Genomic DNA, 17103 nt, shown 5'->3' with positions numbered 1-17103 from the left:
CTGCAGCCATGACATGGGACACCCGCCTCAGGAACCACCTCCCGGAACGCCTGCGGCCGGTGGCGGGTGTTCTCGTGCCGCTGGCCCTCGCCGTGACCACGGCCGCCAGTGACGGGATTTCCGCGAGGTTCGACTACCTTCCCGTGCACCCGCCGCTCTTCGTGGCGATCCCGGTGGGGCTGCTCGTCGGTCTCGCGGCGTGGTTCCGTCAGCGCCGTCCCGCGCTGCTCCTGCTCGTCGCGCTGGGCGCCTACGTGGTGCTGTCGGCCTGGATCGCCGTGGTGTTCGCGCAGTACGCCCTGGCCGACCGCGCCCCCTCGTGGCGCCGGGTCGCCGTCGCCTCCACGGTCGCCGTCGCGGTGGTCGCCCCGCCCATCTGGCGGGGCGGCGGCTTTGACGCGGCGGTCATGAGCGTGGGCATCTGCGTCTTCCCGGCCCTGCTCGGCCTGTACACGGGCGCCCGCCGCCGCCTCATGGCCGAGCTGCGCGAGCGCGCCGAGCGGGCCGAGCGCGAGCAGCAGCAGCGGGTCCTGCAGGCCCGCAGCGACGAACGCGCCCAGATCGCCCGGGACATGCACGACGTCGTCACCCACCGCGTGTCCCTGATGGTGCTGCACGCGACCGCGCTCGAGGCGACCAAGGGCGCGTCGGCCGTCGACATCGGCAAGCAGATCGGCGCGATCGGCCGCGAGGCACTGACCGAGCTCCGCTCGCTGGTGGAGGTCCTGCACACCGCGTCCGAGGCCCCGCTCGCCCCGCAGCCCGGCCTGGCCGAGCTGGAGTCCCTGATCGCCGACTCCCGCAGCCTGGGGACGCCGGTCACCCTGGAGCTGACCGGAGAGCACGCCACCACCCGCCCACCCGAGCTGCCGGCCCTGATCGAGCACGCCGTCTACCGGGTGGTGCAGGAGGCCCTGACCAACGTCCACAAGCACGCCGCCGACGCCGAGACCCGCGTCCGGGTCCACTGCACGCGCCGACTGCTGCGCCTCACGGTGACCAACCAGCACGGTGTCGGCGCCACCCCCTCCGTCCTGCCCAGCGGTGGCCACGGCCTGCTCGGGATCGCCGAACGGATACGGCTCGTCGGAGGCGAACTCACCGCGGGACCGACCCCGGACGGCGGCTTCGAGATCGCCGCCGGGATCCCGCTGGACGACATACCCCAGAAGCCGCCCACCCACATGAAGGCCACGCGATGAGCGAGACGACGACCCGGGTACTGATCGTGGACGACGAATGGATGGTGCGCTCCATGCTCAGCACCATCATGGCGTCCGCCCCCGACATCGAAGTGGTGGGCGAGGCCTCCGACGGCAGTACGGCGGTGTCGATGGCCGCCGCCCTGGAGCCGGACGTCGTCCTGATGGACATCCGGATGCCCCGCTCCGACGGCCTGACCGCCACAGAGCGCCTCACCCGCTCGCCCCGCCCGCCGCGCGTCGTCGTGCTGACCACCTTCGACCTGGACGAATACGTCCAGACGGCGCTACGTCACGGGGCCGTCGGTTTCCTCCTGAAGGACGCCACCGCGGACGAGATGATCGCTGCGGTGCGCAGCGCGGCCCGCGGCGACGCGATGCTCTCCCCGAAGGTGACCCGCCGCCTCATCCGCCGCGTCACGCAGGACGCCGACGGCCCCTCCGCCGAGCGGCAGCGCCGCCGCTCGGAGGCCCGCAGTCGCCTGGAGGTCCTGACCGAGAAGGAGCGCGAGGTCCTGATCGCGCTGAGCGGCGGCCTCTCCAACACCGGCATCGCCGAGGCCCTGCGCATGAGCGAGGCCACCGCGAAGACCCACATCAGCCGGATCCTGTCGAAGCTCTCCCTCACCAACCGCGTCCAGGCGGCGATCCTGGCGCACCATGCGGGGCTCGTGGACTAGGGACTCCTGCGCTCTCCATCGATGGCGGTCCCCCCTCCCGGCGGGCTCTCTGGTTCTCGTCACACGGTTCCAACAGCCGCCGGAGGTACGTCAGTTGCGCCCGACCACTGCTGCCCGCGGGTCAGCGGATCCGTTCCAGGTGCACCGTGGGAGCCGGGGCCTGGCCGACCCGATGCCGTCACCGCCGCGTTGGTCTGCCACCGGCGCTTCTCCTGCGATTTCGCCGACTCCGTCGAACCGTGCAGGGCGCGGGGTTAGCGTGGCGGCCCATGAACGCAGCGATCCTCACCGTAGGTCTTGCCTTTGCCGGCTACCTCGTGACCTACCTGAACAGTCTGCGGCTGACACAACGGCAGGAGCGCCTGGCCCGGGTGAACCGTCAACTGAGCGAGTTCTACGGTCCTCTCCTCGCGCTGACCGAGATCAACAGCCGGGTGTACCACGCCTTCTCCGAGCGGCATCCTCGCCCGGACGGTAGATCGCCCCTGCAGCATGGCCCGGAGGAGATGCCGCTGACCGAGGAGGAACTGGCGGAGTGGCGGCTGTGGATCACCGAGGTATTCCTGCCCAACCACCGGGCCATGCGGGACATCCTGGTCAACAAGGCGGACCTTTTGTCGGAGTCGCACATGCCGCCGATACTGCTGGAGGTGTACGCGCACGCCTCCTGGCACGAGATCGTCGTGGCCAGGTGGGAACAGGGCGACCTCACCCTCGAACAGCCCCCGCACCCCTTCCCCATGAACGAGATACGCAGGTACGTCCGGGAGGGCTTCGACGGGCTCAAGGAAGAACAGGCCGCCCTGCTGGGACGCCGGCGACGGCGGAGCCCACCACAGGAGACGGCCTCTTGGCCGCACTCGGCTACTCCCAGTCGAGGCGGCCGTTGACCACGGGCGGCGGGTTGGAGTTGCCGGGACCGAGCCATCCCCGCCCGGCCTCGAAGGCTCCTCGGCGTTCTCGAAGGCTGACGCGCGGCGTCCACGAGCGCGGGCACTCCGGCTGCCGCCGTGCCCTCGTCACGGCCCCACGCTGCCGCGAACCGTGCCGGCTCAGCGGCGGCTTGGTGGGCGACGTACGCGGAGCCGAGGCGTTCCAGCTCGGCGGCCGCGGCAGCCGGCATCCAGGACGTCAGCGCACGCTCCGGCGCGCGCCGCAGCAACCGTCTGTCGGGCAGCCCCCGTTCCTCACGCTCCGCTCCCGTCCCCTCAGCCGCCCACTGTGCTGCCGGCGAGGGGCGCAGTGTCCGCTCCCGCCCCTTCGCGCATGCCCCGCAGGAGTTCCTCGACGGCTTCGTACGCGGTCCGTCGCGGTTGCCAGCCGAGTACCGCGTGAGCCCTCGTGCAGTCCAGCAGGGGGAGCCGCAGCACGGCGTCGAACAGCTGCGGGGAGGTGGGGACGAGGTGCAGTCCGTAGGCGGCCGCGAGCGCCGAGCGGGCCACACCGCGCGGCAGCGGAATCGTACGTGCCCGGAACAGCTCACCCAGTGTCCGGGCGTCGAGAACGGGTTCGGCCGCGAGGTTGAAGGGGCCTCGGGCGTCACCGAGGGCGGCGGCGACGAACGCACGGGCCGCGTCGTCGGTATGCAGGGTCTGGACCCGCAGCCCCGGAACGTCCGGAAGCAGAGGGAGGAGGGACGGGCGCACCAGATTCCCCGGCAGGAACCGGCCCCCGAACAGGCGTCGTTGCTCGCTCGCGGCCTGCTCCTTCAACAGGAAGGCCGGCCGCATCCGGGTCACCCGGATCTCGCGGTGCGCCTGCTCGAAGGCGTCCAACGCCCGCTCCAGGTACGCCTTTTCGCGACAGTACGACGCTTCGGGCCAGCCGTGCGTGGGCCACGACTCGTCGACGGCACGGTCCTTGGGGCCGGGTGAGTAGGCGCCGACGGACGAGGCGTGCACGAAGGCGGGCACGCGCGCCGCGGCGACGGCGCGCAGGAGGCGAACGCTGCCGACGACGTTGGTGCGCCAGGTCAGCGCGGGGTTGCGGGCGGGCTGCAGACGCCAGGCCAGATGGATCACCACATCGGCGCCGCGCAGGAGTTCGCCGAGTTCCTCCTCGTCGACGAGGTCGGTCGCCGTCCATGTGGTCTTCGGCGGCGACCAGCCCGGCGCCCTGCGGGCCAGCCCCAGGATCGACCCGACGCGTGGGTCCTCGGAGAGCTCACGCACCACGCTCGTCCCCACATTGCCGGTCGCTCCCGTGACGACGACGCGTGTGCCGTCCGAAGCGTGTGCCGCGTCCTGCCCCATGGGTGTTTCCTCCCGCCACATGCCGATATGTTCCGCTCAGGCATCGGCTCCGTCACGGGTTCCGTCACGCCGGCCCCGCGGGCCGACGGCACCCGCAGGAGCTCAGTTCACACTCTTGATGATGTGCGCCTCGGCGTCCGCCGACTCGACGACATGCGGCCCGTAAGCGAAAGGCCCCTCGCCGGGACGGAAAGCCGCAGCCGCCTCCGCTTCGAAGTCAGCGAACGCCTCCACTTCCAAGTCGTCTGTCCGGGTCCGGTCGTCGACCGGCTGACGATCCACACGCGACAGCGTGCGCTCCATGGCCACAGCGCCTCTTCCTCATGTTCCCGGTCGTCCCCGACCGATCGTCCGACGAGTCCCCCACGCTCACCGCGCCAAACAGCGGGTCAGCCGTTTCCGCGTTTCGACGCGGGGAACCCAGCGCCTCGCAGGACGACGGCTGAGACCGATCGGCTCCCTCGCCCAGTCGGTGGCCGCCACGGAAAACCCCGCCGAGAGTTGAGCAGGAGCCACTGCACGCCCCTCCCACGGAAGAGCAGGTGCCATGCCCTCCACCTCGCCTGTGACAGGTCCGGTCGATCTCCTGGTCGCGAACGCCCGACTGCTGGTCGTGGACGGTGAACGCGAGATCCCGGGCGGCTGGGTCGCCGTCACGGACGGCCGGGTCGCCGGCGTCGGCAGTGCCGGGAGCGAGCCGGATGCGCGAACAGTCGTGTCCGCGGCCGGACGCCTGGTCACTCCGGGCCTGATCAACACGCATCATCACATCTACCAGAACCTCACACGGTCCTACGCGCCTGCTGTCAACGGCACCCTGTTCGACTGGCTGACGACGCTCTACCCGCTGTGGGCCGCACTCGACGAGGAGGCCGTGTACGTATCGACGTACGTCGGTATGGCCGAACTCCTGATGGGCGGATGCACCGCCTCCTCCGACCACCTGTACGTCCATCCGCGCCCGCACCTCGTCGACGCCCAGATCCGCGCCGCCCGCGACATCGGCTTCCGCTTCCACGCCACCCGCGGTTCCATGACGCGCTCCGTGGACGACGGCGGACTGCCGCCACGCAGCGTCACCCAGGACATGGACACCGTGCTCGCCGACAGCGAGCGCCTCATCCACGCCCACCACGACCCCGAGCCGGGCGCGCTCATCCGCGTGGCGCTCGCGCCGTGCTCGCCGTTCTCGGTGACCAGGGAGCTCATGACGGCCACCGCGGAACTCGCCGAGCGTCACGGCGTACGTCTTCACACCCACCTCGCCGAGGACCGCGACGAGGACACGTACTGCCTGGAGACCTACGGGTGCCGACCGGTCGAGTACTTCGAGGACACCGGCTGGATGAACGACCGCGCATGGGTCGCGCACTGTGTCTACCCCAACGACGAGGAGCTGCGTCGCCTGGCCGCCGCAGGCGTCGGCGTGGCCCACTGCCCCAGCTCCAACATGCTCATCGGGGGCGGCACCGCCCGGGTCGAAGAGATGCGTGACCTCGGACTGCCCGTGGGGATCGGCTGCGACGGATCCGCCTCCACCGACCATGCCTCCCTGTGGCTGGAGACCCGTACCGCCCTGCTTCTGGGCCGCTACCGCAACGGTCCCGGCGCAATGACCGCACGCGACGCCCTCGATGTCGCCACCCGCGGTTCGGCCCGCTGCCTGGGCCGTGGCGACGAACTCGGCCACCTCCGCGCCGGAGCCTGCGCCGACCTCGTCGTCTGGGACCTCCACGAAGTCGCACGGGCCGGAGCGCTCAGCGACCCTGTGGAGGCCTGGTTGCGCTGCGGCCCCGCCCGGGCCTGGACCACCATCGTGGGCGGCCGCACCCTCGTCGACCGCGGCGAACCCCGCCTGCCCGGCCTGGCCGACGCCCTGCGCACGCACCACGCCATCGCCCAGCGCATGCAGCGACCCCACTGACCAAAACCTGTCCGCTTTGTGACGGCCCGAGCCGGCCGCACGATCCGCCGTGCCATGTCGGGCCCTGGAACAGCTTCCGGGAAACCTCATGAGGGCTGTCACCGTGGGTGCCGAACCTCCGGGGGCACCGCCAGCTGCAACGGCGTGGCCTTGGCGGCGTGCTCCGCTCCCGCCCACCACCCCGCGCCGTCCTCGATGCGGCGCAGCAGGACGCCTTCGCGGATGGCCCAGGGGCAGATCGTCACCGTGTCCAGGTCCAACAGTTTCATCACCGTGTGCCCAACGATCGCACCGGCCAGGCTCTGTGCGGCACGCGGCCGCGAGATTCCCGGGAGTTGGGCACGCTGCGTCGCGGACAGCTCGGCCAGCCGCTCCAGCGCCCGACGCAGGTCCAGGCAGTTCATCGTCCTGACCACGAACGGCCCGCCGCGTCCGGGAGCGGCCCCGCACAGCCGCGCCAGCTGCTGGAAGGTGCGCGATGTGGCCACCGCGGTGTGGGGCCCCTCCCAGCGAATACGGGCGGCCACGTCTCGCAGTTGGTGCCGCACCGACCGGCGCAGTTCCTTGATCTGGCGCTTCGTCGGTGGGTCGCCATGGCTGCCGAAGAACTGTCGGGTGAGCCGATTGGCGCCCAGCGGCAGCGAGGCCACGAAGCTCGGCAGCCGACCGCGTCCGAAGGCCACGTCGAGGGAGCCGCCGCCGATGTCCATCAGGACGAGCGGCCCTGCCTGCCAGCCCATCCAGCGCCGGGCTCCGAGGTACGTCAGCTCGGCCTCGTACTCGCCGGGCATGATGTGCAGCCGTACGCCGGTCTCCGCGTGCACCGCCCGCACGACGTCGTCCCTGTTGACCGCGTCCCTGATCACCGCCGTGGCGAAGGCGAGCGGCTCGGCCGCCTCCCACCGCAGCGCCTCCTGACGTGCCGCGGAAACCGTCTTCGCGAGCAGACCTACTGTCTCGTCGGCCAGTTCCTCACCCGGCCGCACATGGTCGGACAGGCGCAGCTTCCACTTGGCGGTGTGCACCGGCAGCGGCGCGCCGCCCTCGGTGTCGGCCGCCATCAGGCGCACCGTGTTCGACCCGACATCCACCACACTCAGCCGCATGAGTCCTCCCTGCCCTCCCCGTCCTCGCTACGCATCGCCATGCCGCATGCCTCGCGCTGTGCGCAGCGGACGGGCCAGGCGCGAGGCGCCCACGACCGTCACCGTCACGACCACCAGCACGGCAACCACAAGGAACTGCACGACGAAGGCCGCCGCCACCCGCACGGCGGCGAGGGCTTCGCGCGGCCGGTCCCCACCGCGTGGAGTGTGAGCGAACGCTTCGAACTGCTCGGTGAAATAGGCGTCCTGACACAGCTCCCGCTCAATCCCTCGCAGTACGCCGCGTTCCATCGGGTCGAGTGGCTGCTCTTGCACGGCCGACACCTTCTCCTCGGGGGTCGACCGAGTACCCCGCGACGAGCCGCGCAGGCCCCATCCAGCTGACCTCCTGCCTCAAGGCTGCCTCGGTCCGGACGCGGTCGGCCGTGCGCCGGGCGCCCTCGCCTCGGAGGGCTCTGAGGCGCCCCCGAGGCCTCTCTCAGCGATGCCGATGACGCGGCGCTACCGCTTCAGACACCGTCCTTGTGGCCGTTCGCGACGATCAGCCGCTCCATGCCCTCGTGCGCGCGGGTGGCCTCGGTGTTGCTCGCGTCATGGAACTTCCTGAGGTACTCGATGAGGACGCCCACGCATGTGTCCCGGCGGTCGTACTCCGCGTTGTCGACGAGCCGGTAGTCACTCGTGATCTCCCTCAACCGCCCGTCAGGAGTGGTGTACACCGGATGCCAGACCAGCTTCACGTCCGGGTTCAGCTCCTGGACCAGCCGCAGTTGCGGGACCTCCTGCGAGATGAGGACGCTCTCCGGAAGGTAGGAGCGCATGAAGATGTGCACGGGGCCGGTCGCGCGGGCCACGAAGGCCTTGGACAGGACGTTCCACATCGGTGTCTTCAACGCCCAGTCCGGGTGCAGCTTCAGGACGTTGAGCACGCTGCCGATCCTGGTCCGCTCCAGCGGCGTGTGGCCTTTTCCGTACGCGTAGTCGCTGGTCTCGATGCCGCCCGACCACAGAGCCATGGTGGGCGTCCCGATCTCCAGGTGCTCGGCCATGAGCCTGACGAACTCCTGGTACCAGGAGTTCGACGCACGGAGGTCCCGCTGCTCCTGGCGGACGTTCGTCTTCGCCATGGCCTCGGCGTTCAGCGCACCCTGCGAATCGACGCCGCCGAGCAGCAGTTGCCAGGCGTCGTCGGCCTCGGATTGAGGAATGCCCGCGGCCGTCGTCAGCTTCTGGTACGGCTCCCACTCGGGGTGCTCGGTGGGTCGCGTGGCGTAGTGCTCGCTCAGGTCGCCCGTCTGGCGCTGCAGCCAGCGCGTGACCGCCGCGTTTCCCGCACGCTGCTGAAGCGCGGCCAGACCCGTGGGGGGTGCCGCGCGCCGGGCGGCGGCCTGCGCTGTCGCCTGCGGCTCCGCCGGGTTCTGTCTCTCGCGCACGCTCGCCCTGCCCCTCCGCCCCGTCCCTCCGGTCGCTCCCGTCGACCCTAGGGGCGCGAGGGCGACGGGACGAGGTACGAAAGGGCAAACCCTGGGGCACGCTCCCCCGTGGTCGGGCTCCCTGGTCGGCAGGTCAGTTCCGGTCCACGGGGCGCCAACTCGGCCATATCGGCGGGGGGTTAACCCCACCCCGGATCCGGATGACCGCCCCATCGCGTCCACCCGCGGCGCACGGACATCGTGAGACGGCACACAGATGCCCCCTGACGAGCGAGGAAGCACACGTGATCAAGCACAGACGTGCACTGGTTGGTGCACTCACGGCGGTCATGGTGGCCGGTGTCGCGGTGGCCGCGCCGGCGGACGACGACGTGCCGCGGCAAAGCAGCGCGGCCATGGCCGCCGCCGCCGAATCCACCGGCTCCTCAGACCACTCCCGGCTGCGCGGAATCCTGCACCGGATCACCACGGTCGACGGCGCGCCCGGAGCGCTCGCCGAGGTGCGGGGCCGGCACGGCAGCGCGGTGCTGACCAGCGGTGTCGCGGACGTGAAGAGCCGTGCGCCGGTGCACCGCGACAGCAGGTTCCGGATCGGCAGCATGACCAAACCCTTCGTGGCGACGGTCGTGCTGCAGCTGGTCGGAGAGCGTCGCGTCGCCCTCGACGCGCCGGTGGAGCGGTACCTGCCCGGCGTCGTACGCGGACACGGCAACGACGGGCGGAGGATCACCGTTCGCCAACTGCTCCAGCACACCAGCGGCGTACCGGACTTCCTCGCCCATCTCCGCCCGCAGGACATCGTCAAGGACCCGCTCGAACGCCACGACGCTCAGGAACTCGTGGACATCGCGCTCGCCCACCCCCCGAACTTCGAGCCGGGCACCGACTGGCGCTATTCCAGCACGGGGTACCTGCTGGCCGCCATGATCATCGAGAAGGTGACCGGCCGTCCCTACGGCGAGGAGATCCACCGGCGCATCATCGCGCCGCTCGGTCTGCGCGAGACGTCCGTGCCGGGTGACGCCACGGGGATCCCCCGGCCGCATCCGCGCGGATACGTGCGGCCGGGCGAGGACGCGCCGCTCAGGGACATCACCGAGATCAGCCCCTCGGTCGGCGGCGCGAGCGGTGAGTTGATCTCCAGTGGTACGGACCTCAACCGGTTCCTGGACGCGCTGGTACGGGGGAAGCTGCTGCGCCCGGCCCAGCTTCGGGACATGATGAGGACCCAGCCGACCGGCAACTCGGACGGCCGGGCGTACGGCCTCGGCCTGGAGAGCAGGCCGCTGCCCTGCGGCGGTCTCTACTGGGGGCACACCGGCGACTTCCTGGGCTTCGAGACGGCCGGCGGTGCCACGGTGGACGGCAGGCAGGCGACGGTCATGGCCAACCTCGGCCCTGGCAGCTCGGACGCGCAGAGCGATGACATGCAAGCCGCCGTCCAGACGGCGCTCTGCAAGGGCCGCCCCTCGGCCACTCAGTAGCGATTCCGCCGCCGGTTGCCGGCGCTGCTGTTCCAGGCCATGGCGAGAACGTCCGGTTCTGCGGCACGTACTCGACACAGAGCTCGACACAGAGCGACAGAGGGCGCACCGCTCGACCACCCGTCACCTTCGCGCGGGCGCCGCCACGCCCAGGTCGTCACCACCCCCGAGAAGCTGCGGGCAACGGCCGACTGGATCAAGACCGCGCCCACCTCGAACTCGTGCGCGCACTAAACGACTTGGGAATCGCTCTTGCCGCGATACGTCAGGTAATGGCGCGGGAGGTATCGCTGGCCCGCGTCGCGCAGACGCATGCCGAGGCTCTCGACGTGCGGATCCGCGTGCTGCGCCAGCGTCGCGCGGTGCTCACTGCCGTCGCCAGAGGCGGCTCGACTCCCTGGAAGATGGGCGATAATCACCGGATTACCCAACTGTCCGCAGCCGAACGGCAGCACCTGATCGACGACTTCCTGACGTCCGTGTTCGACGGGCTGCACGGGCACCCCGCCTCCACCGGCGTCAGCCGCTCGCTGACTCCCGAGCTCCCGCACGATCTCGAACCCGAGCAGGCCCAGGCGTGGACAGAGCTGGCCGAACTGATCCAGGACCGTGATTTCCGCGCCACCCTTCAACGTCTGGCGCAGGACCTCGCGGTGGACCGGGCTCCGGACGACGCCACCGGCCTGCCCCGGATCCTCGCCGCTACGGCTCCGCAGGACCCCGAAGACCTCTACTGCCGCCTCGCGGACCGACTGGAGCAGGTGAACGAACCACACCGGGACCGATATTTGTCCCTGCTCGCCGTCGTCCACGGCTGGCACATGCCCGAGAGCCTGGCCCCCGCCCTCGCCTGGGTCCGCAAGGCCCAGCGCCTGCGAATGGCGCACCGGTGACACCTCTACGCACTCCTCCCTCCCCCGAACGTCCGGCAGCGCCAGCACCTTCCAGACCCCTGACCGACTACCACACGCTCATGCGGGTGCCCGGATTCTGGCGAATGGCCGCAACCGGCATGACGTCGAAACTGGCCGCCGACATGGCCAGCCTGAGCCTGCTCCTGCTGGTCAGCAGCTCCACGTCCTACGGGACCGCCGGACTGGCGGTGTCCTGCTCCACCCTGGGGCAGGGCCTGACCGCTCCGCTACGAGGCCGACTCATCGACCGATACCCGGCACGTCCGGTCCTGTTCGGAACGCTCCTGGCCTACCTCACCACCACCGCCGCCATGATCCTCACAGTGCGGTGCGCTGCCCCACGTGGTCATCTCGGCCATGACCGTCCTCGCAGTCGTGCTGGCGGCGAATACCGCTGTGTCGCCGACGCGTTCGGCCTCGGGCAGACGCCGGCTGGGGGTGCTGGCATCACCTGCGCTGCGTCGCGTCCTCGCCGCGGCCACGCAGATCTCCTCGGCGGACGTGCTCTTGGTCTGCCCGCTCGCCGGGCTCCTGATCGGATCACTCTTCGCCGCGTTGCGTACGACAGGCGGCGCACTGGCTCCGCGGAACCATGTCACCGAGACCATGTCCTGGCTCAGCACCTTCGACATGATCGGCGGTGCGGCGGGGGCTGCCGTGTTCGCCCGACTCGCCGACGCGGAGGGGAGCAAGACCGCCTTCGTCCTGGTTCCCGCACTGAGCTTGGTCGCTGCTGCGGTCAGCTGGCTCGGCCGGGCCAGGGAGCGTCAGCGACGGCGCCGGTCTTCTTGAACTCCATAGCCGAGGCACAGATGTTCAAGCAGCCCGAAGCGGGGGCTACGGGCGGGGCGGAGCGGCGTCGGGCCGGCCGGCCTGCCGGGTGAGCCGCCTGGTCGAGCAAGCCCGGCCCTCCCTGACGTTGACGACAACTCACGCGCGCCAGCGGTGCGTGTATCCCTCCGTCAACGGTCCGCCGAACAAGTCGAGTGCCTGCTTGACCGCAGCGGCCAACGGCAGCGGGTCGGCGTGCTCCGCCACCGCACGATGCCCGTCCAACAGGGCTCTGCCCAGTACGGGGGCCGCGCTCAGCAACCGGCGGGGCAGCCATTTGCCGATGCCCGTCCAGGCGCCGTGATGGGCGGTGACCAGGTCAGCCGCCTTACGCAGGACCTGGTCGGCGAGGGAAAGCTGTTCGTACCGGTTGTCCGGTGGGGTGTCGATCAGGTCGTCCAGGAAGCAGGTAAGGACATAGCGCCCGTGTTCCCACTCGGCTTCGGTGAGCGGTGGAGGCCCGGAGGCCAGGACCTCCTGGGCCAGCCGGCGCGCACGGGCCACATGCCCGTGCGGATCAGCCAGGGGCAGACCCTGGTCATAGACGAAGAGGACGGTTCCGCGGCGTCGGGCTCGGTCCCAAGCGAAGAACTCAGGTATGTCCGCAAGGGTGTTCAGGAACAACTCGACAATGCGGCCGTCGTGACGGATCACCTCCCGGCGGCTCGTATCCGAGTCGGGAAGGAGCACGGCCAGATCCAGATCGCTGGTCGCGGTGGCGCGGCCCTGGGCAGCGGAGCCTCCGAGCACGGCACCCAGGGCATGCGGAAAGCGCTCGGTGACCACACGGAGAGCTTGTGCTTCGACAGCTTCTCGATCATCCATGGATGCTCATCGTGCCAGCTCTCAGAAACAGATCGACAGGCACCGTCTGGCTGACGACGCAGTATCCACCGGCACTCGGTCCGAGGACCCCAAGGGTTCTCGAACACGCACGGTTCTCGAACACGCACAGGTGGAGCAAGCGCTGAGGTTCCGCGGGGAGGACGGGGTCTGTCGGTCGCAAGGGTGCGCGCGTACGGGCCGATGTCGCCCTCTGGCCGCCCTCAGCCAGTGGGGGCACCCCTGCGTCGGTCCTCTTCTGGAGACGGTGTGCGGTGCCACGAGGGGTCCCGGACAGGTCGGTGAACCGGATCAGGCGCGTAGCTTCCGTAGCAGCCGCCCAGGAACAGCAGCGGAATGGCCTGCGGGCCTGTGCCCATCGCCTCGACCGAGCCCGTGACGAACCAGTGGTCGCCCGCCTCCGTCTGGGCGTACAGGGCGCAGTCGACCCAGGCGACGGCGTCGGTCAGGACCGGGCAGCCCGACGGCGACCAGCCGTAGGGGGTCTGCCACCGCCTCGACGACTTCGCGGCGAACGCCTCGCACACGTCGCGCTGCCCGGCGCTCAGCACGTTGACGCAGAACCGGCCCGCCGCCCTGATGGCGGGCCAGGTCGTCGAGGTGCGCGCCGGCAGGAAGCCGACCAGCGGCGGGTCGAGCGACACCGAGGTGAAGGTGCCGACCACCATGCCGAGCGGAGCCGCGCCCGGCCGCGTCGGGGGCGCGGTGACCAGCGCGACTCCGGTGGGGTAACGGCCCAGTACCGTACGGAAGTTCATGACTCAGCGGGCTCTCTGCCGACGTCAGGTGGAGTAGTCGGCGTTGAGCCGCACATACCCCTCGGTGAGGTCGCACCCGTAGGCGGTGAACTCTCCGAGGGCGCTCCTGGTGATTCCCAGGTCGACGTGGAGCAGCACGTCACGGTTCCTGAGGTGTTCCACGACGCGCGCCAGCGTGTCGGGCCCCGGGCGTTCGGGGTAGACCTCCTGCGGTCCGAAGCGGATCCTGACCCGCTCGGGGACGATGTCGAGGTCGTCCTCGCACTTGCCCACCGCCATGGCGACCCGCCCCCAGTTGGGGTCGGCGCCGTGCACCGCGGTCTTCACCAGCGGTGAGTTCACCACCGCCTTGGCGACGCGTTTGGCCTGCGCGCTGTCGCGGGCCCCGGTGACCCGCACCTCGATCAGCTTGCCCGCGCCCTCGCCGTCCCTGGCGATGTCCTTGACCAGTTCCAACGCGACGGCCCCGAGGGCCTTTTCGAACTCCATCAGATCCACGGGGCCCGCGAGGCCGTTGGCGAAGACGGCCGCCGTGTCGCTGGTGGAGGTGTCCGTGTCGATGCTCAACGCGTTGAACGTGCGGTCCACGACACGGCGGAAGACGTCGTCGAGCACGACAGGACCGATCTGGGCGTCCGTACAGAAGAACGTGAGCAGCGTCGCCATGTTCGGCTCCATCATCCCCACGCCCTTCGCGATGCCGACCAGCGTCGCGTCGCCGCACCGCGCGCGGCGGATCTTCGGGCGCGTGTCGGTGGTCATGATGGCTTCGGCGGCCGCGTCGAAGTCGGCATCGGGGAACGGCCAGCTCAGGGACGCGAGATGGTCGCGCAGGCGGGGCATCGGGTAGCGGTGTCCGATCAGCCCCGTCGAGGCGATCAACAGGTCGTTCTCGTCGGCCTCGATCGCCTCGGCCACACGTCGGCGCACTTCACGGGCGTCCTCCAGGCCTTCCGCGCCGGTGGCGACATTGGCGTTGCCGGACAGGACGACGACGCCGCGCGAGGTGCGGTCGGCGATCGCCTCCCGAGTGATCAGAGTGCTGGGCCCGGCGAAACGCGAGCGGGTGAGCACGGCACTCGCGGCGGCGGGCACCTCCGATGCGATCACGGCGAAGTCCGCGTGCGCGTCCTTGATGCCGGCGTGACCGTGGTGAACGAGGAATCCCTGAGGCGAGAGGGGTCCCTGAGGGGAAGAGAACGGCATCGGCACGGACTTGTCCTTCCGGTCGCGGATGGCCGGGGCACGGAGGGCCGGGGCACGGGAGGCCGGATGGCGGGCGGCCCCCTCGCCGGTGGCGCGATCGGCCACCTGCCGGGTCACCGTGGCACACAGATCCTGCCGGTCGCCGGACGATTCGCTTGAACTCCCTTGATCGGGGGACGACCGGCTTGACCGTCGCTCTACCCGATGGCAAGCGTCCGCACCGAGGCGGCGTTCCCGGGCGCGGGGACGGCGTTGTCCAGGGCGTGCCGGATGGCTTCCTTGACCAGCGGGTGCACAAAGCGCAGCCGTTCGGAGGAGGAGGGGTCGGTCGAGGCTGAGGGGCCGGTCGAGTCGGTGGAGTCGGTGGTGTCGGACTGCAGGAGGCCGCCGTGCAGGGCCACCAGGACGTTCTCCAGAGGCACCCCTTCACGGCGCATCATCGCCTCGACGACCCGTCGTTCACAGCTGCCCTCCATGACCGCGCAGAAGTCGATGACCCGGCGGACCCCGGCCGGCACGGTCGAAAGACGCTGCAGGATCACGTCGGCGAGCTCATGGGGGATGGCGGTGGCCGGGCACCGGTCGATGCCGTGCTTCAAGGACCTCAGCAAGTAGACCAGGAAGTACGGGTTGCCCGCGGTGCGGACGTGCAGTTGGTGCAGCAGCTTCGGTTCCGGTGGCCGCCCCAGGAAGCTCGCCACGAGCGCTCCGGTGGCCGCGAGGTCCAGACCGTCGAGCCGGATCCGGCGTGCGTCCGTCGACTGGAGGATCACGGCTGCGGCGCGCCGCAGTTCGGCGTCGCACGCGAGCCGGAACGTACGGGTGGTCACGACCAGCAGGACGGGGGCACAGCGCAGTTGCTCCATGAACAGCCGCAGCAGCGCCAGCGACGGCGCGTCGGCGCGGTCCAGGTCCTCCAGCATGATGACCGTGGGCTCACGGACCACCCGCACCAGCGCCTGGCACACGGCGTCGTGCAGCTTGAAACGTGCGTCCTTGGAGAGCGAATCGGCCACGGGGCAGTCGTCCGACGCGTGGCCGTGCCGGTCCTTCGCGTCGCAGCACAGCTCCGTGTCGCAGCACAGCTCGCGGACGAGGCTCGTGACGCTGTGCCGGATCCAGCCGGGCAACTGGCGCGCGCGTTCGGGCCACAGCGCGCAGACCTGCCGCAGCAGTGTCGTCCACGGCCAGTAGTCCGGCTTGTCCTCGCTCTCCGAGCACGAGGTCCAGAGGGTGTGCACCTCCTCCGGAACCGCGTGTGCCAGCTCGGACAACAACCGTGTCTTGCCGCTGCCCGCCTCCCCGACGACGAAGGCCACCCGGCCCGAGGTCCGGAAGGAGTCCGACGCGGACCGCAGCAGGCTCCGCAGTTCCTCCTCGCGCCCGACGAGCGCCGGCTGCACGTCCGGGCTCGCCCCTTGCCCCGCCTCCACACCCCGTCCGTCGGCCGGGGCCGCGGCTCCCGGCCGGGGAATCGTGACGCGGAGTCCGTCGTGCACGCGGTCCAACCCGCTGTCCTGGCACAGGATCGCCGCGTGCAGCGCCACCAGTTCCTTGCCGGGATCGGTGCCGAGTTCGTCGGCCAGGGCGCGGCGCGTCTGTTCGTACGTACGCAGCGCGTCAGCCTGTCGACCGCACCGGTACTGCGTGTGCATCAACAGCGCGATCAGCCGCTCGCGCAGGGGGTTGCGCTTGGCCTCCAGCTCAAGCGTGTGCAGGGTGTCCTCTTCGTGGCCGAGGCGCAGCGCGCAGTGGGCCCACGACTCGACGGCTCCGAGCCTGAGCTGGTCGAGGCGTGCGGCCTCCTGGACGGCGAAGTCGTACGCGCTCAGCTCCTCGTAGGGCGGGCCTGCCCAGCTCTTCAGGGCGGCGCTGAGCGTGGTGTGGGCTTCGTGGTGGGCGGCCTCGCGCACCAGGCGGCGTCCGTCCGCCGCGGCCTGCTCGAAGCGGTGGACGTCGACGTGCCGGGGATCGAGTACGAGTGCGTACCCCGGCGGTTGGTAGAGCAGCCCGGGCGTCGAGCCGTCGGGAAGGGTGCAGTCGGCGAGGAGCCTGCGCAGGCGCGAGACGTAGGACTGCAGCGTCGCCAGGGCGGCGGGAGGCGGCGACTCGCCCCAGATCTGGGACACGATGGAGTCGACGGACACCACGCTGCCCGCTCTGGACAGCAGCAGCGCGAAGACGGCTCGCTGGCGTGGTGGCCCCAACTCCAGTTCTCTGCCGCCGCTTTGGACGGACAGGAAACCCATGGCGCTGATCGCCGAGGGCGATTCGGCCGGGCCACGCGCATCGGCACCGGACTCATGGCTGGTCTGCTTCACTGCGTCACCCGATCTTCTCTGCTTGGCGTGGGGCGGCTCGACCGTGCGGGAACGGAGCTGTGCGAGTGCTCGGGGCCGGGGCGGGGAGCGTCGCGCTCGATCCGGGAGCGTTCACGCGCCCGCCAGGAGCGTCACGCGCCTGCCCGGTG

The 17103-nt window shown here is 70.6% G+C and carries 16 protein-coding genes; 7 read left to right on the top strand and 9 right to left on the bottom strand.

Translation table 11 applies throughout. The features are described 5' to 3' along the window. The first annotated feature begins 8 nt into the window (after positions 1-8). The 3 genes from ACZ4D5_RS33310 (at position 9) to ACZ4D5_RS33300 (ending at position 2772) form a co-directional block, all read left to right on the top strand. Entirely contained in the window at positions 9-1202 is a 1194-nt protein-coding gene (locus tag ACZ4D5_RS33310) for a sensor histidine kinase (RefSeq protein WP_467776201.1), read from the top strand. Continuing rightward, positions 1199-1882 (top strand): response regulator, encoded by a 684-nt coding sequence (locus ACZ4D5_RS33305; protein ID WP_467776200.1) that lies wholly within the window; start codon positions 1199-1201, stop codon positions 1880-1882. Before ACZ4D5_RS33310 ends, ACZ4D5_RS33305 begins: the two co-directional genes overlap by 4 nt. A 269-nt stretch (positions 1883-2151) precedes the next feature. After that, entirely contained in the window at positions 2152-2772 is a 621-nt protein-coding gene (locus ACZ4D5_RS33300; RefSeq protein ID WP_467776199.1) for a hypothetical protein, read from the top strand. 318 nt (positions 2773-3090) lie between these two features. On the opposite strand, the gene ACZ4D5_RS33295 is transcribed toward ACZ4D5_RS33300, so the two are convergent. Further along, the gene (locus ACZ4D5_RS33295) at positions 3091-4134 is read right to left on the bottom strand and encodes an NAD-dependent epimerase/dehydratase family protein (RefSeq protein WP_467776198.1); all 1044 of its coding nucleotides are present in this window, start codon (positions 4132-4134) and stop codon (positions 3091-3093) included. Positions 4135-4236: 102 nt separating this feature from the next. Further along, a complete protein-coding gene (locus ACZ4D5_RS33290) occupies positions 4237-4437 on the bottom strand; it encodes a hypothetical protein (RefSeq protein WP_467776197.1) in 201 nt (66 codons plus the stop codon). Positions 4438-4681: 244 nt separating this feature from the next. On the opposite strand from ACZ4D5_RS33290, the gene ACZ4D5_RS33285 reads away from it, so the two are divergent. Further along, entirely contained in the window at positions 4682-6058 is a 1377-nt protein-coding gene (locus ACZ4D5_RS33285) for an 8-oxoguanine deaminase (RefSeq protein WP_467776196.1), read from the top strand. A 98-nt stretch (positions 6059-6156) separates the two neighbouring features. Here ACZ4D5_RS33285 and ACZ4D5_RS33280 read toward each other — a convergent pair whose 3' ends face one another. The 3 genes from ACZ4D5_RS33280 to ACZ4D5_RS33270 all read right to left on the bottom strand — a co-directional run bounded on the left by ACZ4D5_RS33280 (position 6157) and on the right by ACZ4D5_RS33270 (position 8597). Continuing rightward, positions 6157-7164, bottom strand: coding sequence for a Ppx/GppA family phosphatase (locus tag ACZ4D5_RS33280; RefSeq protein WP_467776195.1), 1008 nt, complete (start codon positions 7162-7164; stop codon positions 6157-6159). 27 nt (positions 7165-7191) lie between these two features. Then, a complete protein-coding gene (locus ACZ4D5_RS33275; protein ID WP_467776194.1) occupies positions 7192-7479 on the bottom strand; it encodes a hypothetical protein in 288 nt (95 codons plus the stop codon). A 194-nt stretch (positions 7480-7673) separates the two neighbouring features. Then, a complete protein-coding gene (locus tag ACZ4D5_RS33270; RefSeq protein WP_467776193.1) occupies positions 7674-8597 on the bottom strand; it encodes a hypothetical protein in 924 nt (307 codons plus the stop codon). A gap of 284 nt (positions 8598-8881) precedes the next feature. On the opposite strand from ACZ4D5_RS33270, the gene ACZ4D5_RS33265 reads away from it, so the two are divergent. The 3 genes from ACZ4D5_RS33265 to ACZ4D5_RS33255 all read left to right on the top strand — a co-directional run bounded on the left by ACZ4D5_RS33265 (position 8882) and on the right by ACZ4D5_RS33255 (position 11787). Then, positions 8882-10081 (top strand): serine hydrolase domain-containing protein, encoded by a 1200-nt coding sequence (locus ACZ4D5_RS33265; protein ID WP_467776192.1) that lies wholly within the window; start codon positions 8882-8884, stop codon positions 10079-10081. Positions 10082-10353: 272 nt separating this feature from the next. Beyond that, a complete protein-coding gene (locus ACZ4D5_RS33260; RefSeq protein WP_467776191.1) occupies positions 10354-10974 on the top strand; it encodes a hypothetical protein in 621 nt (206 codons plus the stop codon). 378 nt (positions 10975-11352) lie between these two features. Next, positions 11353-11787, top strand: coding sequence for a hypothetical protein (locus tag ACZ4D5_RS33255; protein WP_467776190.1), 435 nt, complete (start codon positions 11353-11355; stop codon positions 11785-11787). A gap of 138 nt (positions 11788-11925) precedes the next feature. On the opposite strand, the gene ACZ4D5_RS33250 is transcribed toward ACZ4D5_RS33255, so the two are convergent. The 4 genes from ACZ4D5_RS33250 to ACZ4D5_RS33235 form a co-directional block, all read right to left on the bottom strand. After that, entirely contained in the window at positions 11926-12651 is a 726-nt protein-coding gene (locus tag ACZ4D5_RS33250) for a nucleotidyltransferase domain-containing protein (protein ID WP_467776189.1), read from the bottom strand. Positions 12652-12872: 221 nt separating this feature from the next. Then, positions 12873-13427, bottom strand: a complete 555-nt coding sequence (locus ACZ4D5_RS33245) for a flavin reductase family protein (RefSeq protein ID WP_467776188.1) — start codon at positions 13425-13427, stop codon at positions 12873-12875. Positions 13428-13451: 24 nt separating this feature from the next. Then, positions 13452-14633, bottom strand: coding sequence for a bifunctional glutamate N-acetyltransferase/amino-acid acetyltransferase ArgJ (gene argJ / locus ACZ4D5_RS33240; RefSeq protein ID WP_467776378.1), 1182 nt, complete (start codon positions 14631-14633; stop codon positions 13452-13454). A 197-nt stretch (positions 14634-14830) separates the two neighbouring features. Next, complete coding sequence (locus ACZ4D5_RS33235; RefSeq protein WP_467776187.1) at positions 14831-16954, bottom strand: BTAD domain-containing putative transcriptional regulator; 2124 nt, start codon at positions 16952-16954, stop codon at positions 14831-14833. Positions 16955-17103: the final 149 nt, after the last annotated feature.

The sequence above is a fragment of the Streptomyces sp. NPDC025651 genome (genome assembly GCF_055558735.1).
Note: the sequence above shows the minus strand (reverse complement) of the source record. Positions and strands in the feature narration are given on the sequence as shown.